The 23481-nt window shown below is 72.6% G+C and carries 18 protein-coding genes; 11 read left to right on the top strand and 7 right to left on the bottom strand.

Translation table 11 applies throughout. The features are described from left to right. Positions 1-31: 31 nt before the first annotated feature. Entirely contained in the window at positions 32-1111 is a 1080-nt protein-coding gene (locus tag ACGFML_RS02540; protein ID WP_393539138.1) for a sugar kinase, read from the bottom strand. A 175-nt stretch (positions 1112-1286) separates the two neighbouring features. Between ACGFML_RS02540 and ACGFML_RS02535 the strand changes: the two genes are divergently transcribed. The 4 genes from ACGFML_RS02535 to ACGFML_RS02520 all read left to right on the top strand — a co-directional run bounded on the left by ACGFML_RS02535 (position 1287) and on the right by ACGFML_RS02520 (position 6255). Next, the gene (locus tag ACGFML_RS02535; protein ID WP_393539136.1) at positions 1287-2576 is read left to right on the top strand and encodes an amino acid deaminase; all 1290 of its coding nucleotides are present in this window, start codon (positions 1287-1289) and stop codon (positions 2574-2576) included. Between the two features lie 87 nt (positions 2577-2663). Beyond that, entirely contained in the window at positions 2664-4286 is a 1623-nt protein-coding gene (locus ACGFML_RS02530; protein WP_393539134.1) for an amidohydrolase family protein, read from the top strand. Between the two features lie 173 nt (positions 4287-4459). Further along, positions 4460-5668, top strand: coding sequence for a pyridoxal phosphate-dependent aminotransferase (locus tag ACGFML_RS02525; protein ID WP_393539131.1), 1209 nt, complete (start codon positions 4460-4462; stop codon positions 5666-5668). Positions 5669-5817: 149 nt separating this feature from the next. After that, complete coding sequence (locus ACGFML_RS02520) at positions 5818-6255, top strand: hypothetical protein (protein WP_393539128.1); 438 nt, start codon at positions 5818-5820, stop codon at positions 6253-6255. Between the two features lie 52 nt (positions 6256-6307). Here ACGFML_RS02520 and ACGFML_RS02515 read toward each other — a convergent pair whose 3' ends face one another. Then, the gene (locus ACGFML_RS02515; RefSeq protein WP_393539125.1) at positions 6308-7486 is read right to left on the bottom strand and encodes a mandelate racemase/muconate lactonizing enzyme family protein; all 1179 of its coding nucleotides are present in this window, start codon (positions 7484-7486) and stop codon (positions 6308-6310) included. A 151-nt stretch (positions 7487-7637) separates the two neighbouring features. Then, the gene (locus tag ACGFML_RS02510) at positions 7638-9497 is read right to left on the bottom strand and encodes a phosphoenolpyruvate carboxykinase (GTP) (protein ID WP_393539123.1); all 1860 of its coding nucleotides are present in this window, start codon (positions 9495-9497) and stop codon (positions 7638-7640) included. A gap of 238 nt (positions 9498-9735) precedes the next feature. Here ACGFML_RS02510 and ACGFML_RS02505 point away from each other — a divergent pair, with 238 nt between their 5' ends. The 3 genes from ACGFML_RS02505 (at position 9736) to ACGFML_RS02495 (ending at position 12956) form a co-directional block, all read left to right on the top strand. Beyond that, complete coding sequence (locus ACGFML_RS02505; RefSeq protein WP_393539120.1) at positions 9736-10461, top strand: hemolysin III family protein; 726 nt, start codon at positions 9736-9738, stop codon at positions 10459-10461. Positions 10462-10656: 195 nt separating this feature from the next. Further along, a complete protein-coding gene (locus ACGFML_RS02500; protein WP_393539117.1) occupies positions 10657-12315 on the top strand; it encodes an MFS transporter in 1659 nt (552 codons plus the stop codon). A gap of 5 nt (positions 12316-12320) precedes the next feature. Then, positions 12321-12956, top strand: coding sequence for a TetR/AcrR family transcriptional regulator (locus ACGFML_RS02495; protein WP_393539115.1), 636 nt, complete (start codon positions 12321-12323; stop codon positions 12954-12956). Positions 12957-12998: 42 nt separating this feature from the next. Here the strand turns inward: ACGFML_RS02495 and ACGFML_RS02490 are convergent, their stop codons facing one another. From ACGFML_RS02490 to ACGFML_RS02480, 3 genes are all read right to left on the bottom strand, one after another. Continuing rightward, a complete protein-coding gene (locus ACGFML_RS02490; protein WP_393539113.1) occupies positions 12999-14354 on the bottom strand; it encodes an amidase in 1356 nt (451 codons plus the stop codon). Between the two features lie 72 nt (positions 14355-14426). Further along, complete coding sequence (locus tag ACGFML_RS02485; protein WP_393539110.1) at positions 14427-15431, bottom strand: zinc-binding dehydrogenase; 1005 nt, start codon at positions 15429-15431, stop codon at positions 14427-14429. Between the two features lie 133 nt (positions 15432-15564). Continuing rightward, on the bottom strand, positions 15565-17610 hold the full coding sequence (locus tag ACGFML_RS02480) for a thioredoxin domain-containing protein (protein ID WP_393539107.1): 2046 nt from the start codon (positions 17608-17610) through the stop codon (positions 15565-15567). A 238-nt stretch (positions 17611-17848) separates the two neighbouring features. On the opposite strand from ACGFML_RS02480, the gene ACGFML_RS02475 reads away from it, so the two are divergent. From ACGFML_RS02475 to ACGFML_RS02460, 4 genes are all read left to right on the top strand, one after another. After that, positions 17849-18415, top strand: coding sequence for a Uma2 family endonuclease (locus ACGFML_RS02475; RefSeq protein WP_393539105.1), 567 nt, complete (start codon positions 17849-17851; stop codon positions 18413-18415). A 161-nt stretch (positions 18416-18576) separates the two neighbouring features. Further along, a complete protein-coding gene (locus ACGFML_RS02470) occupies positions 18577-18831 on the top strand; it encodes a DUF4365 domain-containing protein (protein ID WP_393539103.1) in 255 nt (84 codons plus the stop codon). A 619-nt stretch (positions 18832-19450) separates the two neighbouring features. After that, positions 19451-19663: a hypothetical protein gene (locus tag ACGFML_RS02465; RefSeq protein WP_393539101.1), complete on the top strand. Its 213-nt coding sequence runs from the start codon at positions 19451-19453 to the stop codon at positions 19661-19663. A 48-nt stretch (positions 19664-19711) separates the two neighbouring features. Further along, positions 19712-22975 (top strand): tetratricopeptide repeat protein, encoded by a 3264-nt coding sequence (locus tag ACGFML_RS02460; protein WP_393539099.1) that lies wholly within the window; start codon positions 19712-19714, stop codon positions 22973-22975. 259 nt (positions 22976-23234) lie between these two features. Here the strand turns inward: ACGFML_RS02460 and ACGFML_RS02455 are convergent, their stop codons facing one another. Then, positions 23235-23477: a hypothetical protein gene (locus tag ACGFML_RS02455; RefSeq protein ID WP_393539097.1), complete on the bottom strand. Its 243-nt coding sequence runs from the start codon at positions 23475-23477 to the stop codon at positions 23235-23237. Positions 23478-23481 lie beyond the last annotated feature (4 nt).

Below are 23481 nucleotides of genomic sequence, written 5' to 3'. Positions count from 1 at the left end.
CGCCTGTCGACGGTTCTCTCGCTGCGCTCGTTCACTGTGTCCGTACCTCCTGGTCCACGGCCTCCATGGCGGTCGTCCAGCCGGGGCCGAGGTGCAGTGTCCCCCAGGCGTCGTCGTCGAGGCCGCTGAGACGGTCGGCGAGGGCGCGGCCCGGAGGGCTCGCGAGGTCGCTGGGGACGGTGAGGGCGGCGGCGGCCCAGAGGTGGCCGTGGCGGAGGCGGGCGCGGAGGGGCAGGCCGCGGAGGGTGGCGGAGAGGAAGCCGGCGGCGAAGGCGTCGCCCGCGCCGACGGCGGCGACGACGTCGACGAGCGGGGCGGGTTCGGCGTGGCGGCCGCCCCGGCCGTCGTAGGCGACCGCGCCCGCGGCGCCGCGCTTGACGACCAGGGTGTCGGGCTCGGGCAGCGCCGCGCGGACGGCGTCCGGGCCGCCGGTGATGCCCCAGGCGTCCTCCGCCTCGTCCTCGCCGACGAAGACGAGGTCGGCGCGGCGGGCCAGGGCGAGCAGTACCTCAGGGCCGACGTCGTCGGCGTCGCGCCACAGGCCCGGCCGGTGGTTGACGTCGAAGGACAGGAGCGGGCGGTGGGCGCCGGGTGCGGTGAGCTCGCGCAGCAGGCCGAGGCAGTCGGCGGAGAGCGCCGCCGTGATCCCGGACAGGTGCAGCACCCGGCCGGATCGGACGGCGGCCAGGTCCGTGTTCGTGACGGCCATCGCGGAGGCGGCCGACCCGGCGCGGTAGTAGGCCACTTCGTGGTCGTCGGTGCCGCGGTCGCCGGCCGTGCGGAAGTAGATGCCGGTGGGGCGGGCCGGGTCGCGTCGTACGGCGCCGGTGTCGACCCCGTACGCGCCGACGGCCGCCACGAGGTGATCGCCGAAGCCGTCGGCGCCCACCCGGCTGATCCACCGGGTGCGGTGGCCGGCGGCGGCGAGCACGCACGCCACGTTGGACTCCGCGCCGCCGATGGCGCGCTCGAAGGCGGGCACATCGGCGAGCCGCCCCGGTGCGGCGGGCAGGAAGGTGACCATGGACTCGCCGAGGCAGACGACATCGGGCCCCGGGACGGGGATGCCGTCCGGGCCGGTGGTGCCGCTGACGTTCGAGGGCCTGGTCACGATCGGTGGTGCTCCTTCGCTGCGCTGGCGGGCGGGTGGATGCCGGCCGTCTCGCGCCGGGTTTCGCTCCGCGTTTCTCACCATTGACCGGGTGATGGCCCGGATGTTAGACAGCTGTAAGCGATATACGCAATGACCGTTGCAAGGAATGCAACACAATTTTCGAGGAGGCCCCATGGCCGTCGAGCGGCTCTCACAGGGACTCGATGATCTGGCGGACGAGCGCGTGGATCACCGCTTCAAGGCGCTCCCCCCGGACGCCGAGGGCCGCACCGTCGGCGAGCTGGCCGCCGAGCGCCGCAACCTCTTCACCGACGGCTTCACCACCCCCGTGCTGGCCCTCTCCGCCGCCTCGCTCGAACACAACCTGGCCCTGATGGAGACCTACGCCACCCGGCACGGCCTGGCCTTCGCCCCGCACGGCAAGACCTCCATGGCCCCGCAGCTCTTCGCCCGACAGATCGAGCACGGCGCCTGGGGCATCACCGCCGCCGTCCCCCACCAGGCGCGCGTGTACCGCTCCTACGGCATCCAGCGGATCTTCCTCGCCAACGAGGTGGTGGACCCGGCCGCGCTGCGCTGGCTCGCCGCCGAACTGGCTGCCGACGCCGATTTCCGCTTCGTCTGCTACGTCGACTCGCTGCGCGGCATCGAGCTGATGGACACGGCGCTGCGCGAGGCCGGCGCCACCCGCCCGGTGGACGTCGTCATCGAACTCGGCGCCGGCGAGGGCGCCCGTACCGGCGTCCGTACCGAGGCCGAGTGCCTGGAGCTCGCCGACGCCATCGCGGGCGTCGACACCCTGCGCCTGGTCGGCGTCGCCGGTTACGAGGGCGAGGTGCCGGACGCGGACGCCGGGCGGGTGACCGCCTGGCTGCGCCGGCTGGTCGCGCTGGCCGTGGAGTTCGACAAGGCGGGCCGGTTCGCCGACCTCGACACGATCGTGGTGAGCGCGGGCGGCAGCGCCTGGTTCGACGCGGTCGCCGAGGTCTTCGCGGAGATCCCCGAGCTGTCCGCACCGGTCCTCAAGCTGCTGCGCTCGGGCGCGTACGTCTCCCACGACGACGGCCACTACCGCCACCTGACCCCTTTCAACCGCGTCCCGGAAGAGGGCGCCCTCCAGCCCGCCTTCCGCCTCTGGGCGCAGGTCGTCTCCCGGCCCACCCCGCAGCAGGCGTTCCTCAACGCGGGCAAGCGGGACGCGGCGTACGACCTGCACCTGCCGCGGGCCCAGGTCGTGCGGTCCGGGCGGGACGGCTCCGAGCGGCCCGCGGACGGCGTCACCGTCACCGGCCTCTCGGACCAGCACGCCTGGGTCACCACCGAGCACGCCGGTGACCTGGAGGTCGGCGACTGGGTCGGCCTGGGTCTGTCCCACCCCTGCACGTCCTTCGACAAGTGGCAGCTGATCCCGGTCGTCGAGGCCGACGGCACGGTCAGCGACTTCATCCGCACCTTCTTCTGACCTGCCCCCAAGACCCCGACGGTGCGCGCCGATCCCCCGCGGCGCGCGCCGTCGGACCCCGCACGCCGCACGAAAGGCAGCCCCGCCATGGACACCGTGTTCCGCGACGTCCGCGTCATCGACGGTTCCGGTGGTCCGTCCTACCGCGCCGATGTCGCCCTGGCCGACGGCCGGATCGCCGAGATCCGCCGCGAAGGGGCCGGCGGCCCGCGCCCGTCGGCCACCCGCACCGTGGCGGCCGACGGGCTCGCCCTCTCCCCCGGCTTCATCGACATGCACGCGCACAGTGACCTGGCGCTGCTCCGCGACCCCGCGCACGAGGCGAAGGCAGCCCAGGGCGTCACCCTCGAAGTCATCGGTCAGGACGGCCTGTCGTACGCGCCGGTCGACGACCGCACCCTCGCCGAGGTCCGCGCCCAGATCACCGGCTGGAACGGCGACGGGTCCGACATCGACTTCAGCTGGCGCACGGTCGGCGAGTACCTCGACCGCCTCGACCACGGCTTCGACGGCGCGGGCATCGCCGTCAACGCCGCCTACCTGATCCCGCAGGGCACCGTGCGGATGCTCGCCCTCGGCTGGGACAGCCGCGACGCCACCCCCGCCGAACTCGCCCGGATGCGGCAGCTGGTCGCCGAGGGTCTGGAACAGGGCGCGGTCGGCCTCTCCTCCGGCCTCACCTACACCCCGGGCATGTACGCCTCCGACGCCGAACTGACCGAACTGTGCCGGGTGGTGGCCCGCTACGACGGCTACTACTGCCCGCACCACCGCTCGTACGGGGCGGGCGCGCTCCAGGCGTACGAGGAGATGGTGGGCCTCACCCGGGAGGCCGGCTGCGCGCTGCATCTCGCCCACGCCACCATGAACTTCGGCGTCAACAAGGGCCGCGCCCCCGAACTGCTGACCCTCCTGGACCGGGCCCTCGACACCGGCGCCGACATCTCCCTGGACACCTATCCCTACACCCCCGGCTGCACCACCCTCGTGGCCATGCTGCCCAGCTGGGCGAGCGAGGGCGGGCCGGAGGCGATCCTCGCCCGGCTCCGGGACGACGCGACGGCCGAGCGCATCCGGCACGTCATGGAGGTCGACGGGGCCGACGGCTGCCACGGCGTACCGATCGAATGGGACGCCATCGAGATCTCCGGCGTCTCGGATCCGGGGCTGGCGGGCTGCGTCGGCAAGACCCTCGCCCGCAGCGCCGCCGAGCGCGGCGAGGAGCCCTGGGTCACCGCCCGCCGCCTGCTGATCGACGACCGCCTCGGCTCGACGATCCTCCAGCACGTCGGCCACGAGGACAACGTCCGGCAGATCATGCGCCACCGCGTCCACACCGGCGGCAGCGACGGCATCCTCCAGGGCTTCAAGCCGCATCCGCGGGCCTACGGCACCTTCCCCCAGTACCTGGGCAGGTACGTCCGGGAGCTGGGTGTGCTGTCCCTGGAGGAGTGCGTCGCCCATCTGACCTCCCGGCCCGCCGCCCGCCTGCGCCTGCCCGACCGCGGCCTCGTCCGCGAGGGCCACCGCGCCGACCTGGTCCTCTTCGACCCGGACACGGTCGCCGCCGGTTCGACGTACGAGGCGCCGCGCACCCTCCCGTCCGGCATCCCGCATGTGCTGATCGACGGCCGGTTCGTGATCGAGGACGGGCGGCGGACGGATGTGCTGGCGGGGCGGACGGTGCGGCGGGTCCCGGGACGCGGGTGAGGCCGGCCGCGGCGGCGGGCGGCCGGCCGGCCGGCCCGCGACGGAATCGGTGCACGACCGCCCCGCCCGCCCTCCCTCGTGGTGACCCCACGTGAGCAACCCCACACCCTGCGCTGACCAGGGTGGGGAAAAACACCCGGCGGGCCCCGATACACGGCCGTAAGGTGGCGGACATGCAGGTGATCCAGTCAACGAAGCTCGCAGGTGTCTGCTACGAAATCCGTGGCCCGGTGCTCGAGGAGGCCATGCGGCTGGAGGCGGCGGGACACCGCATCCTCAAGCTCAACACCGGCAATCCGGCGGCGTTCGGCTTCGAGTGCCCGCCCGAGATCCTGGAGGACGTCCTCCGTTCGGTCGGCACGGCCCACGGCTACGGCGACGCCAAGGGCCTGCTCTCCGCCCGCCGCGCGGTGATGCAGCACTACCAGACCCAGGGCATCGAGCTGTCGGTCGACGACATCTATCTGGGCAACGGCGTCTCCGAGCTGATCCAGATGTCGATGCAGGCGCTGCTGGACGACGGCGACGAGGTGCTGGTCCCGGCCCCGGACTACCCGCTGTGGACGGCATCGGTCTCGCTCTCCGGCGGCACCGCCGTGCACTACCGCTGCGACGAGCAGGCGGACTGGATGCCGGACCTCGCCGACATCGAGCGCAGGATCAGCGACCGCACCAAGGCCATCGTCGTCATCAACCCCAACAACCCCACGGGCGCGGTGTACGACGACGAGCTGCTGCGCGGCATCGCGGAGATCGCCCGCCGGCACCATCTGATCGTCTGCGCCGACGAGATCTACGACAAGATCCTCTACGACGACGCCACGCACACCCCCTTCGCCTCGCTCGCCCCGGACCTGCTGACGCTGACCTTCAACGGGCTGTCGAAGTCGTACCGGGTGGCGGGTTATCGCAGCGGCTGGATGGCGGTCTGCGGCCCCACGGAGCACGCCTCCTCGTACATCGAGGGCCTGACGATCCTGGCCAATATGCGGCTGTGCGCCAACATGCCGGCCCAGCACGCGGTCGCCACCGCCCTCGGCGGCCGGCAGTCGATCAACGATCTGGTGCTGCCCGGCGGCCGACTGCGCGAGCAGCGCGATACGGCGTACGAGCTGCTCACCCAGATCCCGGGAGTCAGCTGCGTCAAGCCGAAGGGCGCGCTCTACGCCTTCCCCCGGCTCGACCCGAAGGTCTACAAGATCAAGGACGACCGGCAGATGGTGTTGGACCTGCTGCGCGCCGAGAAGATCATGATCGTCCACGGCACGGGCTTCAACTGGCCGGAGCCGGACCACTTCCGCCTGGTCACGCTGCCCAGCGCGGACGACCTGACGGACGCCGTCACCCGGATCGGCTCCTTCCTCGACGGTTACGGACAGTAGCCGAGCGGGGCGACTTCTCACAGAAGACGAACAACCTGCTGTACGAGGCACAACTTTAGACAAGGTCTAAGCTAGGATGGCCTCCTAGACGTTGAAGGGTGCCCGGATTTCTCCGGCACCTCGTTCCAGGTGCTTGCAGGAGGCCTCCCATGTACGAGCCGATCCGCACCAAGTCGGTCCACACCATGGCCGCCGCCCCGGACTTTCCGCACCGCTCGCGCGAGGAGGAGCTGGACATCCGGCTCGCCGGCCAGCTGACCGCGCTGCTCACCGTCACCGATGAGCTGCACGCCCTGGCGGCGCACGGCAGCCACCGCCCGCTGGACGGCGCCGCCCTGGCCGCCGCCGCCGACCGCATCGCCGAGCAGGTGGCGCGGCTGAGCGGTCACCACCCGCTGCGCGCCGAGCCCACCGACGACGGCACCCCGGGCCGCATCCCCGCCCTCCAGCAGCGCGCCCACACGCTCGCCGGCAACGCCCTGGCCGTGGCCACCTCCCGCGACGACGCCGCGGCGATGGCGCTGGCGGCGGAGCGAATGGAGGCGCACGGCGCGGCCTTCGGGACCCGGGACCTCGCCACGGCCTGAGCGCACCCGGCCTGAGCGCACCACGGCGGGGGCGCGCTACGGCCCGGGCGCGCTACGGCAAGACCGCCGCGGCGCGGCCCGCGCGGTGCCCGGTCTCGTAGCGGTCGACGGTCCAGGCGTCCGCGCGGTCGCTCAGGGAGAGGCCCAGCCCCGGCCGGTCGGGGACGACCATCCGCCCCTCCCGCAGCTCCAGCCGCTCACGGAACAGCGGCTCCAGCCACTCGAAGTGCTCGACCCAGGCGGTCCGCGGGTAGGCGGCGGCCAGATGGAGATGGACCTCCATCGCGAAGTGCGGCGCCAGACTCAGGCCGTTGTGGTCGGCGAGCGCCATCACCCGCAGGAAGGGCGTGATCCCGCCGACCCGCGGCGCGTCCGGCTGGACGAAGTCCGCGGCGCCCGCCTCGATCAGCCGGGTGTGCTCCTCGGCGCTGGTGAACATCTCACCGGTCGCCACCGGGGTGTCCAGCGCCGCCGCGAGCGCGGCGTGTCCCGCCGCGTCGTGGGCGTCCAGCGGCTCCTCGATCCAGGTGAGCCGGAAGTCCTCCAGATCCCGCCCGCACCGCAGGGCGGTGGCCCGGTCCCACTGCTGGTTGGCGTCCACCATCAGGGGGACGTGGTCGCCGATGCGGTCGCGGACCGCGGCTGCGCGCCGGAGGTCGGCGGCCGTATCGGGCTGCCCCACCTTGATCTTGATGCCGCCGATGCCGCGCGCGAGCGCGGCCTCCGCGTTGTCCAGGATCTCGTCGACGGGTGCCGAGAGGAAACCGCCGGAGGTGTTGTAGCAGGGGACGGCATCGCGGTGCGCGCCCAGGAGTTTGGCGAGCGACAGGCCGGCGCGCCGCGCCTTCAGGTCCCACAGGGCGATGTCGAAGGCGGCGATCGCCTGAACGGCCAGCCCGCTGCGGCCCATCGAGGCGCCCGCCCAGAGCAGCTTCTGCCAGAGCCGGCCGATGTCGCTGGGGTCCTCGCCGATCAGCTCCGGCGCGAGCTCCCGGGCGTGCGCGTACAGACCCGGCCCGCCGGCCCGCTTGGCGTAGCCGAAGCCGAGGCCCTCGCCGCCGCCCTCGGTGGTGATCCGGGCGAAGACGAACGCGACCTCGGTGAGAGGTTTCTGGCGTCCGGTCAGCACCTTGGCGTCGCTGACCGGAGCGCCGAGCGGGAGCCGGACGAGGGAGAGGCGGACGGATGCGATGCGGTCGCCGGTGAGCGGCGCGGAAGCCGTGAGCGTCATGGGCCTCAGCGTGGGCCGCGGAATCCCGCCCGGTCAAGAGTGCGTACAAGGTTCATGTATGAGAACTCGACCGGATGGGAAACGCCGGGGCCCCGCACCTGGTGACACCAAGTGCGGGGCCCCGGCCGGGCATCAGGCCGTGCGGCGTCGGCTAGCCGAGCCGCCGGACCAGCTCGCGGTACTCGTCCCACAGCTCCTTGGGCGTGTGGTCGCCGAAGGTGTTGAGGTGCTCGGGGATGAGCGCCGCCTCCTCGCGCCACACCTCCTTGTCGACGGTGAGCAGGAAGTCGAGCTCGGCGTCGGCGAGCTCGAGGCCCTTGGTGTCCAGCGCGTCCTTGGTGGGCAGCACGCCGATGGGGGTCTCGACGCCCTCGGCCTTGCCCTCCAGCCGCTCGACGATCCACTTGAGGACCCGGCTGTTCTCACCGAAGCCCGGCCACACGAACTTGCCGGCGTCGTCCTTGCGGAACCAGTTGACGTAGTAGATCTTCGGCAGCTTCGCCTGGTCCCCCCTGTCGACGGCGGCCTTGCCGACGTTGACCCAGTGGCCCATGTAGTCGCCCATGTTGTAGCCGCAGAACGGCAGCATGGCGAACGGGTCGCGGCGCAGCTCGCCGACCTTGCCCTCGGCCGCGGCGGTCTTCTCGGACGCCACGTTCGCGCCGAGGAAGACACCGTGGTTCCAGTCCAGCGACTCGGTCACCAGCGGGACGGCGCTGGCGCGGCGGCCGCCGAAGAGGATCGCCGAGATCGGCACGCCCTTGGGGTCCTCCCACTCGGGCGCGATGGTCGGGCACTGGGCGGCCGGGACGGTGAAGCGGGCGTTGGGGTGGGCGGCCGGGACGCCGGACTCGGGGGTCCAGTCGTTGCCCTTCCAGTCCGTCAGGTGCGCCGGGGTCTCCTCGGTCATGCCCTCCCACCACACGTCGCCGTCGTCGGTGAGGGCGACGTTGGTGAAGACGGAGTTGCCCCAGAGGGTCTTCATGGCGTTGGCGTTGGTGTGCTCGCCGGTGCCGGGCGCGACGCCGAAGAAGCCGGCCTCGGGGTTGATCGCGTAGAGCCGGCCGTCCTCGCCGAAGCGCATCCAGGCGATGTCGTCGCCGATGGTCTCCACGGTCCAGCCGGGGACGGTCGGCTCCAGCATGGCCAGGTTGGTCTTGCCGCAGGCGCTCGGGAAGGCGGCGGCGACGTACTTGGCCTCGCCCTGCGGCGGGGTCAGTTTCAGGACGAGCATGTGCTCGGCGAGCCAGCCCTCGTCACGGGCCATGACCGAGGCGATGCGCAGCGCGTAGCACTTCTTGCCCAGCAGGGCGTTGCCGCCGTAGCCGGAGCCGTAGGACCAGATCTCGCGGGCCTCGGGGAAGTGCGAGATGTACTTGGTGGAGTTGCACGGCCACGGGACGTCGGCCTCGCCCTCGGCCAGCGGCGCGCCGAGGGTGTGCACCGCCTTGACGAAGAAGCCGTCCTCGCCGAGCTCGTCCAGCACCGGCTGCCCCATGCGGGTCATGGTGCGCATCGAGACCGCGACGTAGGCGGAGTCGGTGATCTCCACGCCGATCGCGGAGAGGGGGGAGCCGAGCGGGCCCATACAGAACGGGACGACGTACATCGTCCGGCCCTTCATCGAGCCGCGGAAGATGCCCTGCTCACCGTCGGAGGCGTCACCGTCTCCGGCGAAGAGGGCCCGCATCTCGGCGGGGGCCTTCCAGTGGTTCGTGGGGCCGGCGTCCTCCTCCTTCTCGGAGCAGATGAAGGTGCGGTCCTCGACCCGCGCGACGTCCGAGGGGTCGGAGGCGGCGTAGTACGAGTTGGGGCGCTTGATCGGGTCGAGCTTCTTGAACGTGCCCTTGTCGACGAGCTCCTCGCACAGACGCTCGTACTCCGCCTCCGAGCCGTCGCACCAGACGACCCGCTCGGGCTGGGTGATCGCCGCGATCTCGTCGACCCAGGAGAGGAGTTCCTGGTGACGGGTGAAGGGCCTGGGGGAGGGAGCCGCGTTGTCGCGCGCCACGATCGCTCCTAGATGAGGGTGGGGAGGAACCTCCGACATGTGCCGGAAAAGTCCGCTTCTATGGTGTTTGCCTGCCCCTTGGGGGCCGCGACCCGGATGCTTCGTGACCGCTCATCCGGTGCCGACCGCACTCATTTGATCATCCGACCCCGACAGGGTTCTGTCCAGAGGGCACCTTGTGACCGTCACCACTTCTCGACAGAGGGGTACCTACGGTCGCGTAGGTAGCATGTCGGCCATGACTCCCGCGTCCGACGCAGCCGAGAGCCCCACCTCCCCCGCGCCCTCCGCGGCCGGCGCCGTCTCCGCGGTCGCCGCCGTGACAGCGCCACTCAAACCCAGACTCCGCGGCTGGCTGCACGCGGGGATGTTTCCCGCCGCCCTGCTGTCCGGCGTCCTGCTCACCGCGCTCGCCGACAGCCCCCGCGGCCGACTGGCCTGCGCCATCTACACCCTGTCCGCCTGCTTGCTCTTCGGGATCAGCGCGCTCTACCACCGCGGCAACTGGAGCCCCCGGACCGACGGCATCCTGCGGCGACTCGATCACGCCAACATCTTTTTGATCATCGCCGGCACCTATACGCCGCTGACGATGCTGCTCGTACCGGGCACTCGCGGTCAGGTGCTCCTCTGGGCGGTCTGGGCGGCCGCACTCGCCGGGATCGCCTTCCGGGTCTTCTGGGTGGGCGCCCCGCGCTGGCTCTACACCCCCTGCTACATCGCCATGGGCTGGGCCGCCGTCTTCTTCCTCCCCGACTTCCTGCGCACGGGCGGCGTCGCCGTCCTGGTGCTCGTCATCGTCGGCGGACTCCTCTACAGCGCGGGCGGCGTGATCTACGGCATCAAGCGCCCCAACCCGTCACCGCGATGGTTCGGCTTCCACGAGGTCTTCCACTCCCTCACGCTGGCGGCGTTCATCGTGCACTACGTCGGGATCTCCCTGGTGGCCTATTCGCACCCCTGAGCTCCGGATACCGACACCGGCCGCGCCCCTTCCGGGTCGCGGCCTTTTGCTGCGCCCGCACGCCCTCCCGTAGCGCACCCCGACGAGTAATTGACAGTTACTATCTTTTGAGAGTTACTGTCATTCAAGTCTTACTCTCACGGTGCGCCGAATCGTCGGCGCACGACGGACCTGCTCCCAAAGGTGTGGTGCCCCATGGCCTCGCGTACCGAAGAACCACCCGCCGCGCACGACGCACCGCCCGCCCCGCACCCCCGCCGCTGGTGGGCCCTGGGCGCGCTCGTGGCCGCGATGCTGGTGCTCGGCTTCGACACGACGATCCTCAATGTCGCGCTGCCGACCATGGCCGCCGAGCTGGGCGCCGGCACCGGCCGGCTGCAGTGGATCGTCGACGCCTACACCGTCGTCTTCGCCGCCCTGATGCTCCCCGCCGGGCTCCTCGGCGACCGGTTCGGCCGTCGCCGGATGCTCGTCACCGGCCTCGGCATCTTCCTCGCCGGCTCGCTGCTCGGCACCTTCGCCGACAGCTCCGCCCTGGTCGTCACGGCCCGCGCGGTGATGGGAACCGGAGCGGCACTGATCATGCCGTTGGCGATGTCCGTACTGCCCTCGCTCTTCGGGCCCGCGGAACGCTCCACCGCCGTCGGCGCGATCTCCGCCGCCTCCGCCCTCGGCCTGCCGCTCGGCCCGCTGGTCGGCGGCTGGCTGCTCGACCACTTCTGGTGGGGCTCGGTCTTCCTCGTGAACATTCCGCTCGCCCTGCTCGGCGTCGCCGCCTGCGTCTTCCTGCTGCCCGAGACCCGCGATCCGGCCTCCCCCAGGGTCGACGCGCTCTCCGCGGGGCTCACGGCCTCCGGGCTCGGCGCCCTGGTGTTCGGCGTCATCGAGGGCCCCGCCCGCGGCTGGCTCGACCCGCTCGTCCTGACCGCGCTGACCGCATCCGCCGCCCTGCTCACCGGGCTGGTGCTCCGCGGCCGCGGCCAACAGCGGCCGATGCTCGATCTCGGGCTGCTGCGCAGCCGCGGCTTCCTCTGGAACACCGTCGCCGCGGCGCTCGGCACGCTGGTGCTCTCGGGGCTGATGTTCGTCCTGCCGCCGTACCTCCAGGCCGTGCTGGGGCACGACGCCCTGGGCACCGGACTGCGGATGCTGCCGATGATGGCCGGACTGCTGATCGCGGCCAAGGGCAGCGGCATGCTCAGCGCGCGGATCGGGCCGCGACCGGTCGTCACCGGCGGCCTGATCGTGCTGGCCTGCGCCGCCTTCCTCGGCTCCCGGACCGACGTCCACGACGGCTACGGCACCACCGCCCTGTGGCTGTCCGTCGCCGGCGTCGGCTTCGGATTCGCCATGGTCCCGGCCATGGACGCCGCGCTGGGGGCGCTGCCGCGCGAGCGCGCCGGCAGCGGGTCCGGACTGCTCATGACGGTGCGGCAGTTCGGCGGGGCGCTGGGGGTGGCGGTGCTCGGCAGCCTGCTCGCCGGGGCGTACGGCGACCGGATCGTCACCGCCGGGCTGCCGGGCCCGGCAGCCGATGCCGCCGGGGACTCGGTCGTCGCCGCCCATCTGGTGGCCGGCCGGATCGGCGCTCCCGAGCTGGCCGCCTCCGCGGACCGCGCCTACCTGGACGGCATGGGACTGGTGCTGCTGGTGTGCGGTGTCGCGGCCCTGGTGGCGGCGACGCTCACCGCGCTCTTCCTGCCCGATACGCGTACCGGGCGCGACGCCGGGACGGACGGCACCGGGCGGACGGCGGCGGAGCTGAGCCCGGACGCGACAAGCCGCCCGGGCCCGGCGGGCCGCCCGGGCACCGGTACGGCCGTGGCCGCCGGGACGCCCGATGCCCGAGAATGACGTTCATGGTCGCCGCACACAGCTCCGCATCCGTCACCCCGCCGTCGTCCGGGGCTCCCCGGCCCGGCCTGCGCGAGCGGAAGAAGAGGCAGACCCGGCAGTCGATCCGGCGCGCCGCCTACCGGCTCTTCGCGGAGCAGGGCTACGACGCGACGCCCGTCGACCGGATCGCCGAGGCCGCGGAGGTCTCGCCCAGCACGGTCTTCCGGTACTTCCCCACGAAGGAGGACATCGTGCTGACCGACGAGTACGACGCCGTCCTGGAAGAGGGGATCCGTGCCCGGCCCACCGACGAGCCGATGGTCGAGTCGATGCGGCACGTCACCGTCGAGGCGCTGCGCCGGATCACCGCGGCGGACCGCGAGGAACTCGTCCAGCGCATCCGGCTGGTGCGCGACGTGCCCGCCATCAGGGGCCGAACGGCGGAGAACACCGCCCGGGACGCCGCGATGATCAGCGCCGTGCTGGCCGAGCGCGCCGGCCGAACCGCCGACGACCTGGAGGTACGGGCCATCAGTGCGGCGATCCTGGCGGCCCTTCAGGAAGCGCTTCTGCACTGGGTCGAGGCCGGACCGGACGCCGACCTGGAGGCGTGCATCCACCGGACGATGGACGTACTGACGCGGGGCGCCACCCTCTGACGGCCGGGCCGTGGGGAGGGCGGCGGCGCGGATCCCGGTCGCTCAACCGGCGGGGCCGGAGGTGGCCGGGCCGGGCGCCCTCCGGCCTGCGGCCAGCGCGCTCTCGATACCGGCCGCGCCGTACAGGACCTCCTCGTCCGCGCCCGGTGCTCCGACGATCTGCAACCCGAGCGGGAGCCCGTCGGCGGCGCGGCCGGCGGGCAGTCCGACGGACGGCAGCCCGGCGTTGCTCCACGGCAGGCACATGATCGAGCTCCCGGTGCTGGAGAGGCCGGCGGGCGCGGGGCCGGTTGCCGACGGGGCGATCCAGAGGTCGGTACCGGCCGCGGCGGCGGCCGCCGCGAGCCGTTCGCAGAACGCGGCCCGCCGATCCCGGGCCGCTTCGTACTCGGCGTCGCCGATGGTGTGCCCCTGGCGGATGGCCGCCACGGTCTGGGGCCGGTAGCGGTCCCCGAACCGCGCGAACCACTCGGCGTGGGCCCGCGCGACCTCGTAGCGGTTCATGGTGAAGAGCTGCTCGACGACCTGCTCGAAGTCGTCCATCACCGGCACCTCACGGAGGTCGTACCCGGCGGCCCGCAGCAGCTCCCGCTGTTCGCCGAAGGCGCGCAGGGCCGGACCGTCGGCGCGCTCCAGATAGGGCCCGACCGGTATGCCGAGCACCGGCCGCGGAGCCCTGGACACCTCGGCCACGGAGGCGCGCCAGCCGTCGCACAGCACCGACGCGGCGAGCGCCGCCCCCGCCACATCCGCGGCGAAGCACCCGAGGGTGTCGAAGCCGGCGGCGTTGGGGATCACTCCGTCGACCGGGATCCGGCCGTACGTCGACTTGAAGCCCACCACCCCGCAGAAGGCGGCGGGGCGGATCATCGAGCCGACGGTCTGCGTCCCGATGGCCAGCGGCACCATCCCGGCGGCGACCGCGGCCGCCGACCCGCTGCTCGAACCCCCCGGCGTATGCGCGGTGTCGTGCGGATTACGGGTCGGCCCGGGCGCCGTGACGGCGAACTCGGCCGTCACCGTCTTGCCGGCGATCAGGGCACCGGCGGCACACAGCCGGTCCACGACGGTGGCCTGCGCGCCGCCCAGCACCTCGGGCGGCAGGGCGGAGCCCGCGCGGGTGGGCAGGCCGTCGACGTGGACGATGTCCTTGACGCCGACCGGTATGCCGTACAGCGGTGGCCGGCCGGCACGGTCGTCCGGATCCGCCGCCAGCCGCCGGGCGGCCGCCAGGAGCCGTGTGCGCCGCCCGGGTTCGGGGACGAACGCCCGCACCCGTGCGTCGACGGCGTCGATGCGGTCGCAGGTGCGTCCCGCCACGGCGACGGGATCGTCGGCGGCGGACCGCAGCGCCGCGGCCTCCGCTACGAGGGACCGGTACCTCAGCAAGGTGTCCACGCCCGCAGGCTACAACCGGCCGCCGACAGTCGGCGGGCGGCCGTCGGCACCGCCCGCCGTACCGCCGCCGGCTCACAACTCCACGACGACGGCGCCCAGATGGCGCCCCTCGATCAGCTCCCGCAGGGCCCGCGGCGCCTGCTCGATACCGTGCAGACGGGCGTGCGGGAAGGTGAGGGAGCCATCGCGCAGCCCCGCGGCGAACCGGCGGTGCCACTCCGGGATCAGGTCGCGGTGCTCGTACAGGGCGATGCCGCGCAGGGTGATGCCCAGGGAGAGCAGCGACAGGGTGTCGACCCGGGTCGGTGCGGGGATCTCCGCGGAGAGCTGGCTGGCCAGGGCGCCGACGATCGCGAGGCGAGCGCCCCGGTTGGCCACCGCCAACGCGGCCTCCAGCTGTTCGCCGCCCACGTTGTCGAAGAGCGCGTCGATGCCCTCCGGTGCGGCCTTGCGCAGCTGCTCCTCGATGGGGCCCGCGCCGCGGAGCACCACCGCGTCGTAGCCGAGCTCCTCGATCAGTCGCTCGGCCTTCTGCTGCGAGCCCGTGCTGCCGATGACCCGGGCGGCGCCGTACTGACGGGCGACCTGGCCGGCCAGGGAGCCCACCCCGCCGGCCGCCCCGGTGACGAACACGGTGTCCCCGGGGCGCACTTCCGCGCCGCGCGCGACGCCCATCAGGGCCGTGGCGCCCTGCGAGAGGTACGCGGCGGGGTCGGGCAGCAGGCCGGGTTCGAGGCGGCGCGCCTCGTCCGCATCGAGCAGCGCGTACTCGCGCCAGCCGAGCCGGTGCTCCACCAGGTCACCGGGGTGCAGATCCGTCCCGGGGGCGGCCACCACCTCACCGACCGCGGCGCCGTGCAGCGGCTTCCCGATCCCGAACGACGGCATCGGTACCGGGCTCGCCTCGTCCATGAGGGTGCGCATCACGGCGGCGACGCCCATGTGGGTGTTGCGCACCAGCACTTGGCCGGGCCCCGGTTCGGGCAGCGGGACCTCCACGATCTCGAAGAGGTCATCGGTGACCGGGCCTCGGGGGCGGGCGGCCAGGTGTACTTCGCGGTGTGTGCTCTTCGTCATGGGCCGAGGCTAGGACGTGACGTGCGCGCCGGGGCAACCCGCCCTGCGGTAGGGGGACTCGGGCGGAGACCGGCGGGGGCCCGCCCCGGTGGGCGGACGGGCCGGGCCCCCGTCACCGGCGTCGGGCGGCCCGTCAGCCGTGCAGCCGCTCGGCCAGTTCCTCCGGGTCCGTCGTCGGCCGCTCACAGGTGAAGTTGCGGCACACATAGGCCGCCGGGCGTCCGTCGACCAGCGGCCGGTCCTTCAGCAGCGGGACCTCCCCGGCGTCGTCCGACCCGGGGGCGCCCAGCGCGACGACCGTGCCCGGGGCCGTGCCCAGGAGAGCGGCGCGGTGCAGCGCGAGGGTGTCCGGATCGCCGTGCGGGCCGACGACCGCCACCTCGCGCGGGCCGTCCAGGGCGGCCTCGGCGACGGCGAGGCCCCAGCCGATGAAGCGCGGGGCGCGGCCGGCGAGTGCCGTGACGATGCCCAGGGCCCGCTCGGCGGCGGTCCGGTGGAGGTCGCTGCCGGTCAGCGCCGCGTACGAGAGCAGGGCGCCGGCGGCGGCGGTCCAGCCGGAGGGGGTGGCGTTGTCGGTGGGGTCCTGCGGGCGGCGGATGAGGGTCTCGGCGTCGGCGGCGGTGTCGTAGAGGGCGCCGTCCTCGGTGGTGAACTGGACCAGCACGGTGTCCAGGAAGAAGCCGGCGAAGTCCACCCAGACGCCCTCCCCGGTGACGGAGGCGAGGGTGAGGAAGCCCTCCGCGACATTGGCGTAGTCCTCCAGGACGCCGGAGTTGGCGCCCGGCACACCGTCCCGGGAGGTGCGGTGCAGCCGTGCCTGCCAGTCCATGTGGACGCGGACCAGGAGGTCGGCGGCGTCCGTCGCGGCCTGGATCAGGTCGGGGCGGTCGAAGTAGGCACCGGTCTCGGCGAGGGCGGCGATGGCCAGGCCGTTCCAGGAGGCGACGATCTTGTCGTCCCGCCCGGGGCGGGGCCGTTCGGCGCGGGCGGCCAGCAGCCGCTCCTTGACGGAGGCCGGCCGGGCGTCGTCGGCCGGGCCGTCGGCCGCGTCGGGCAGCTGGAGGACGGAGGCGCCCTCCTCGAAGGTGCCCTCCTCGGTGACGCCGAAGCAGGCGGCGGCGAACTCCGCGTCCTTCTCGCCCAGGACGGAGCGGAGTTGCTCCGGTGTCCAGACGTAGTAGGCGCCCTCGACGTGCCGACCGGTGCCGTCGTCGCTGTCCGCGTCCAGCGCGGAGGCGAATCCGCCCTGCTGCGTGCGGAGTTCGCGGACCATGAAGTCGGCGGTCTCGACGGCGGTCCGGCGGGCCAGCTCGGAGCCGGTGGTGCGCCACAGGTGCGCGTAGGTCCGGCAGAGCAGGGCGTTGTCGTACAGCATCTTCTCGAAGTGCGGCACGGTCCAGGTGGCGTCGACCGCGTAGCGCGCGAAGCCACCGCCCAGCTGGTCGTAGATGCCGCCGCGGGCCATCGCCGTGCAGGTCGCCTGCACCATCTCCAGGGCGGCGGCCGACCCCGTGCGGGTGTGGTGGCGGAGCAGGAACTCCAGGGCCATGGACGGCGGGAACTTGGGCGCGCCGCCGAATCCGCCGTGCGCCGCGTCGAAGTCGCGGGTCAGCCCCATGAGGGCGGTGTGCAGTTCCTCGGCGCGCGGCGGGCGGCGGTCCGCGGGCAGCGACTCGGTGAGCGACCGGCCCGCCAGGTCGGCGACGATCCGGCCGGCGACCTCGCCGACCTCGTCGCGGCGGTCGGTCCAGGCGCTGCGGACGCCTTCCAGGACCTGGCCGAAGGACGGCATGCCGTGACGGGGCTCGGGCGGGAAGTAGGTGCCGAAGTAGAAGGGCTCGGCGTCGGGGGTGAGGAAGACCGTCATCGGCCAGCCGCCCTGGCCGGTGGCGGCCTGCACCGCCTCCATGTAGACCGCGTCGACGTCCGGCCGCTCCTCGCGGTCGACCTTGACGGCCACGAAGTGGTCGTTGAGCAGGGCGGCGGTCGCCGGATCCTCGAAGCTCTCATGGGCCATCACATGGCACCAGTGGCACGCGGAGTAGCCGACCGATAGCAGAACGGGAACATCACGCCGTTTTGCTTCCTCGAACGCCTCCGCCGACCAGGGCCACCAGTCGACCGGATTGTCGGCATGCTGCAGCAGATAAGGCGAGGTCACACCAGCCAACCGGTTCATGCAATCCAGCCTCTCACAACACCCGATCCGGCCGGCGAAGCCCGCACGGACCCGCCTCTCTTGGCTGAATTGCACTTGTGGGCCATCACGTGGTGAGCGTCAGCCTCGCCACTTGCCACTCGGACAGAGACAAGGGGAATCCGTCACGCTCTTCCGAATCAGGTGCCCCGGCATGGCAGGACAGTAGGCTGAGCACAGCAGCGCCAGGACTGCCGAGGCTCCTCGAAGGAGGTACACCATGACCGCCGAGATGGTGGCGCCCGCGTGGATGCATACGCAGATCAGTGCGGAGCAGTACGACTCCTGGTCCGAGGAGCAGTGTGCCGGCATTGAGATCGTGGACGGGATGGTCGTCGTGAGCCCGAGCGCCTCCAAGCGGCACAACCGGTTGGCCCGACTCCTGGCCAATGCCCTGGACGCTGCCGCAGGCCCGGACTGGAACGCCGATACGGACTTCGACGTCCGCCTGCAGGACGTTCCCCTGACCAACCGCCGTCCGGATGTCACCGTCTACCGGGCGGAGACCATCGATCTCACGCCCACACGCCCCGAACACGTGCTCCTGGTCGTCGAGGTCGTCTCGCCCGGCTCGGAGACCACCGACCGGATCGTGAAGGTGGACCAGTACGCCAAGGCCGGCATCCCCTTCTACTGGCGCATCGAACAGGCCGCCACCGGCGTCCCGATCACCTACACCTACGTCCTCGACCCCGCCACCAAGGCCTACCGGGAAGGTGAGGTGTTCACCGGCGTGATCAAGGCTGCCGCGCCCTTCTCCGTCACCGTGGACCTGGGAACCATCTGACGACCAACATCCGCGTGGGCGCCCTCATCGGCAGCCGGCACAGGCCGACGGAGATCTGTCACGCATACGCGGTAGGCGAGCGCAACGACGCCCCGCTGCCAGACTGAGCTGTGGCCTCTCGCCGTCAGCGGGGTCCACCACTGCGGCGGGGGGGGAGAACAGTGCCAGCACGAGTCCCTCGGAGCAGAAGTATCGAACGGGCGGGGGTCAACGCGCTCCGTGCGTTCCTGGAGGAACACTTTCAGATCGTCCAGGAGATCGACGGCGGCAACGACTTCGGCGAGGATCTGTTCGTCATGCCTACTCGGGAGGGTGAGCGAACTGGTTCGTCGATCGCCGTTCAGGTGAAGAGCGGCGACAAGTACAAGCGGGCGAACGGCTACGCGATCCCTGTCGACGCACACGCGAGTGACTGAGAGAACGCACTTCTCCCTGTTTTCGGCGTGGTTCGATATCGGGTCACGACGGTGTTCTGGGCCAACCTGACAGGGACTTTGGAATCGTCCACGGATACGCTGGCCTGGATTTTCGTTCCCCACGAGCAGGAGCTCCACACAGGTAGTGTCGATGTTCCTGGAAGCTGCCCAGGCGGTCGTCAAGCAGCGTTCGAGTCGCCGCACACGCGAGACGGCGGTCCAGGTCACACGCGTGTCGGGAACTTCTCCGACAACCCCATCCTGGTTCGTCTGTCGAAGTCAGGAACAGCAGGCCATCAAAGCGAAGTTGGCCGGGAGCGACGCACGCAGAGTCCTCGTCCTCGGCCTGGCCGGCGTCGGTAAGACTTCCCTCGTCGACTGGATTGCCGGGGAACCGGACCACCCATGCGAGGTTCTCCGGCGGGGTGATCGTCGCGGACCTGCACGGCTTCTCGGTCAACCGCGAACAACTGGCTCGTGCCGGCACCGCCCACGCTCCCCTGTTGTCCGCGCTCGAGGTCCCCGCCGTTGAGGTACCACAGAACATCGAGAGTCAGGCTGCCCTCTATCACCGGACGCTCGATGCCCTCGGCTTTCATCGGGCAGTCCGGCACTTTGGGTGTTCGACAACGCGGCCGAGCTCCCGCAAGTCGCCGAACCGCTTCCCAGAGGGATCACCCACGGCGTGATCATCACTTCGCGCAGCCGACTTGGCATCATCGAAGGCGTCGAGACGGTCAAGCTTGAGTCGGTTGTCCACAGGCCTGCCGGAATGCGCGCGGACGCGGAACACTGTGCGTACGGCGACGATCACCGCCGGAACGCCACATGAGACCGACCTGGACTACTGCAACCGGGTATCTGCTGGAGGGGGATTCGCATGCCGGGCGCACTGGCCGTGCTGCGTGAGGAGCACCGTGCGGAGGCGGACGCGCTGGTGGCGCGGGCCGTGGAGGAGGAGGTACGACGCTCGGGCGGACGGCTCGACGGGGGCACGCTGCTCGGCAGGGCGCGCGGGGCGCTGGACGACATCGCGGGCAGCGCCGCCGAGGAGTACGCCGCCTTCGTCCGAGCGGTGGACGAGGCCGGGGCGGCCCGGCGCGGACCGGGCGGGCGGCTGTCCCGCAAGGAGGTGGGCACCCCGGCGGTGGCGACGGCCGTGGCGGCGGTGGCGGCCTTCGGCACGGACCTGGCGTACGGCACGGGCGCGGGTGCGGCGCTGGGCGCCTGGGCCGCCGTGGTGGTGGCGGGCGCCGCGACCACGGTGGTGAAGCTGACCGCGGGCCGGCCGGCGGCGGGGCGCGAGCAGGCGGCCGGGCGGGGCGGGCCGGACAGCCCGGAGCAGTTGCGGCTCCAGTGGCTGACGGCGCTGGAGGTGCGGGGCATCCGGCCGTTCCTGGACCAGCAGCGGATGCTGACGGCGTCGCGCGGCAGCGGCCCGCCGGCCGCCAAGGCCGCCGCGGCCGCCTCCCGGGGCCCGCAGCTGCGCGGCGGGGACCGTAGCGCGGCTGCCCGGCAGCGGTCCGTGCTGGAGCACTCGTTCTCCCAACTCCCCTCCTCCGACGCGCCGTTCGCGGGCCGTCGGGCGGAGCTGGCGCAGATCGCGCAGTGGGTGCACGCGGCCCGGGCGAGCACCGAGACCAAACCGACCGTGGTGGTGCTGCACGGTGAGCCGGGCTCGGGGCGTACGGCGCTGGCGGTGCGGGCCACCCACCAGCTGCGCGACCAGTTCCGTGGCGCGTGCGTGGTGGATCTGCGCGGCGACACCCCCGGTGAGCTGCCGGTGCCGACCCGCAACGCCCTGCTGCACCTGCTCAACCGGCTCGGCGCACCCCGCGAGCAGCTGCTGTTCCGGGAGCGGACGTCCCAGGAGCAGCACGTCAAGCGGCTGACCGAGCTCTATCACCAGCATGTGGCGGGTCTTCCGGTGACGGTCCTGCTGGACGACGCCTCGGATCCGGAGCAGGTCCGCACCCTGGTGCCGGACCGCTCCGACAGCCTGGTGCTGGTGACCGCCCGTGAGCCTCTGAAGCTGCCCGCCGACCTGCCGGCCTGGGTGCATCAGCTGCCGGTGGGGCCGCTGGATCCGGCCGGCACCGAGGAGTTGCTGCGCGCGGCGCACGGGGCGGACGCAACGGGCCCGTACGACGCCCGGGCGATCGAGGAGATCTCCGAGCAGTGCGCGGGTCTGCCGCTGGCGCTGCGGGTGGCGGGCTCCTCCCTCGACTCGCGCTCCCCGGCCGCGCTCGCCGCGGACCTGGCGGCGTACCCCTCGCACACGCCGGTGGAGCGGGCGCTGGCGCTGCGCTACGCCGACCAGCCGGAGCCGGCCCGACGGCTGCTGCGCCGGCTGGCGCTGGTGGGCCGGGCGTCGCTGGGCGCGGCCGCCGCGGCGGCGCTGCTGGGTGTGGCGAACGCCGCGGCGGAGCGGCAGTTGACGGCGCTGGCCGAGGCCGGGCTGATCGAGCATGTGCGGGGCAGGCGCTACCGCCTGCACGCCCTGGTGCACCGCTTCGCGTCCGGGCGGCTGGCGGCGGAGGAGGCCGCGCAGGAGCGCGTCGCGGCCCAGGAGCGGCTGATCGGCGGCTATGCGGAGCTGGCCGACTCGGTCATCCGCCTGGTCGACGGCCGCACGTCGACGCGCGCCGACCGCTTCGGCTCGCACGGCTTCACCTCGCTGGACGCGGCCCTGCAGTGGCTGGACGACGAATCCAGCTTCATCACGGCCGCCCTGGCGCACGCCGATCAGGAGGTGGACCAGGCGACGGTCTCGCACCTGCTGGGCGCGCTGGCCGATTACTGCCTGCTGCGCGGCGACCTCTACCGCCTCGGCGAACTGAACGATCTGACCCGGGCGGTCGGGCAGGGCCTGCTGATGCGCTCGGTGCAGTGGCGCACGGGTGTCGCGGCGCGGCAGCTGGGCGAGCTGGACAAGGCCCGGACGACGCTGTCGTCGGTGGTGGACCTGTACTTCGAGGCGCAGCATCCGGCGGGCGCCGCGCGGGCGCTGCGCGATCTGGGCATCACCCTCCAGCAGCAGGGCAGCCTGACCGAGGCCGCGGCCAAGCTCCGCGAGGCGCTGGAGCTGCAGTCCGGTCCCGATCTGCGCGGCGACCGGGCCTGGACCCTGCACGCGCTGGCCGCGGTGGAGCGCGACCGGGCCCAGCTCGCCGAGGCCCTCGACATGCTCCGCGAGGCGCTGGAGCTGCACGAGGAGAGCGAGAGCGTGCACGGCCAGGCGTGGGCGCACTTCCAGCTCGGCCAGGTGCATCTGCGCAGGGGCGAGGTCCCGCTGGCGGAGGAGGCGCTGCACGCCGCGATGGAGCTCTACGGCCGCACACAGGACGAGCGCGGCACGGCCTGGGCGATGACGCAGCTGGCGCGGGCCCGTCTGGTGGCCGGCGATCCGGAACCGGCCGCCGACCGGCTGCGGCAGGCGCTGGCGCTGCACCAGCGCCACGAGGACGCGCGCGGTGAGGCCTGGACGATGTACTACCTGGGCCAGGCGCTGGAGGAGCGTGGCGAGCAGGATGCGGCGCTGCGGCAGCTGGAGCGGTCGCGGACGATGTTCAGCCGGATGCAGGACGCCTACGGCCTGGCCTGCGCCCGGCATCACTCGGGGCGGGTCACCCGGGATCTGCGGGCCGAGCAGACCGGCTCGCTGCGCAACTCCGGCTTCGCGCGGCAGCTGCTGCAGGACGCCCGGAAGGACTTCCGGCGGATCGCGGTGCCGCACGGCGAGGCGTGGTCGTGCCTGGAGTTGGTGATCATCGACGCGGGCAACGGTCGAGCGGCGCAGGCGCTGGAGCTGGCCGACGAGGCGGCGCGGATATTCGCCGGTTACGGCGACCGGCGCGGCGAGGACTGGGCCCGGTTCCTGCGCTGCACGCTGCTGCCGTTCGCCTCTCCGGGCGGCTCGGTGGTGGGCACCGCCGTGGCGCAGGAGGAGCTGGCGCAGCTCGTGCGGGAGGAACACGCGGGCCGCGACGGGAAGCTGGCGGAGTGCGCGGAGGCGTTCGCGCTGATGCTGGAGCGCGGGATGGAACCGGAAACGGGCTGGCAGGCGTGGCGGCTCGGCATGATGCCCGGCCGCCATGCGCGTGAGGTCATGGGCATCACCGTCACACCGGCCGCCGCGGACTGATTCCGCGCGCCGGGCGATCGGCTCGGTGGCCGGCGATCGACTCGGTGGCCGATGGCCGGCTCGGTGGCCGATGGCCGGCTCGGTGGCCAATGGCCGGCTCGGTGGCCAATGGCCGACTCGGTGGCCAATGGCCGACTCGGTGGCCGATGACCGGCTCGCTGACCGCTTGGATCAGCGAGCCGCCGGGCCGGTCGGCCGGCCGTAACCCATCGGCCGGCCTCAGGCCGTCACCCGGTTTCGGACGGGGCCGGAAGGCCCCTCAGCCGGTCTTCGGCTTCGGCACCGTGGGAGCGGCGGCGGCTGCCGCGCCCTCCTCCGGGGCCTCCTCGAAGTCCATCTTCTTCATCTGCTTGTTCATGGACTTCATCAGCAGCCACACGGCGCCGCCGATGACCGCGAAGACGATGAAGCCGAGGACGCCTGGAGTCACCTTGTCCTTGTCGAAGCTGTCGGCAAGGGTGACGAAGTGCGTCAGGGCGAGGGTGCTGGTCGCGCTCATCATGGGG

Origin of the sequence: Streptomyces sp. NPDC048650, assembly GCF_043199095.1 — a bacterium.
In the GTDB taxonomy this organism is placed as follows: domain Bacteria; phylum Actinomycetota; class Actinomycetes; order Streptomycetales; family Streptomycetaceae; genus Streptomyces.
This window is presented reverse-complemented; position numbering and strand designations above follow the sequence as displayed.

Bases quoted from the DNA above. Each gene is read 5' to 3' on its own strand.
- ACGFML_RS02535 (WP_393539136.1), top strand. From the start codon at position 1,287: ATGGCCGTCGAGCGGCTCTCACAGGGACTCGATGATCTGGCGGACGAG.
- ACGFML_RS02530 (WP_393539134.1), top strand. From the start codon at position 2,664: ATGGACACCGTGTTCCGCGACGTCCGCGTCATCGACGGTTCCGGTGGT.
- ACGFML_RS02525 (WP_393539131.1), top strand. From the start codon at position 4,460: ATGCAGGTGATCCAGTCAACGAAGCTCGCAGGTGTCTGCTACGAAATC.
- ACGFML_RS02520 (WP_393539128.1), top strand. From the start codon at position 5,818: ATGTACGAGCCGATCCGCACCAAGTCGGTCCACACCATGGCCGCCGCC.
- ACGFML_RS02515 (WP_393539125.1), bottom strand. From the start codon at position 7,486: ATGACGCTCACGGCTTCCGCGCCGCTCACCGGCGACCGCATCGCATCC.
- ACGFML_RS02505 (WP_393539120.1), top strand. From the start codon at position 9,736: ATGACTCCCGCGTCCGACGCAGCCGAGAGCCCCACCTCCCCCGCGCCC.
- ACGFML_RS02500 (WP_393539117.1), top strand. From the start codon at position 10,657: ATGGCCTCGCGTACCGAAGAACCACCCGCCGCGCACGACGCACCGCCC.
- ACGFML_RS02495 (WP_393539115.1), top strand. From the start codon at position 12,321: ATGGTCGCCGCACACAGCTCCGCATCCGTCACCCCGCCGTCGTCCGGG.
- ACGFML_RS02485 (WP_393539110.1), bottom strand. From the start codon at position 15,431: ATGACGAAGAGCACACACCGCGAAGTACACCTGGCCGCCCGCCCCCGA.
- ACGFML_RS02480 (WP_393539107.1), bottom strand. From the start codon at position 17,610: ATGAACCGGTTGGCTGGTGTGACCTCGCCTTATCTGCTGCAGCATGCC.
- ACGFML_RS02475 (WP_393539105.1), top strand. From the start codon at position 17,849: ATGACCGCCGAGATGGTGGCGCCCGCGTGGATGCATACGCAGATCAGT.
- ACGFML_RS02460 (WP_393539099.1), top strand. From the start codon at position 19,712: ATGCCGGGCGCACTGGCCGTGCTGCGTGAGGAGCACCGTGCGGAGGCG.
- ACGFML_RS02455 (WP_393539097.1), bottom strand. From the start codon at position 23,477: ATGATGAGCGCGACCAGCACCCTCGCCCTGACGCACTTCGTCACCCTT.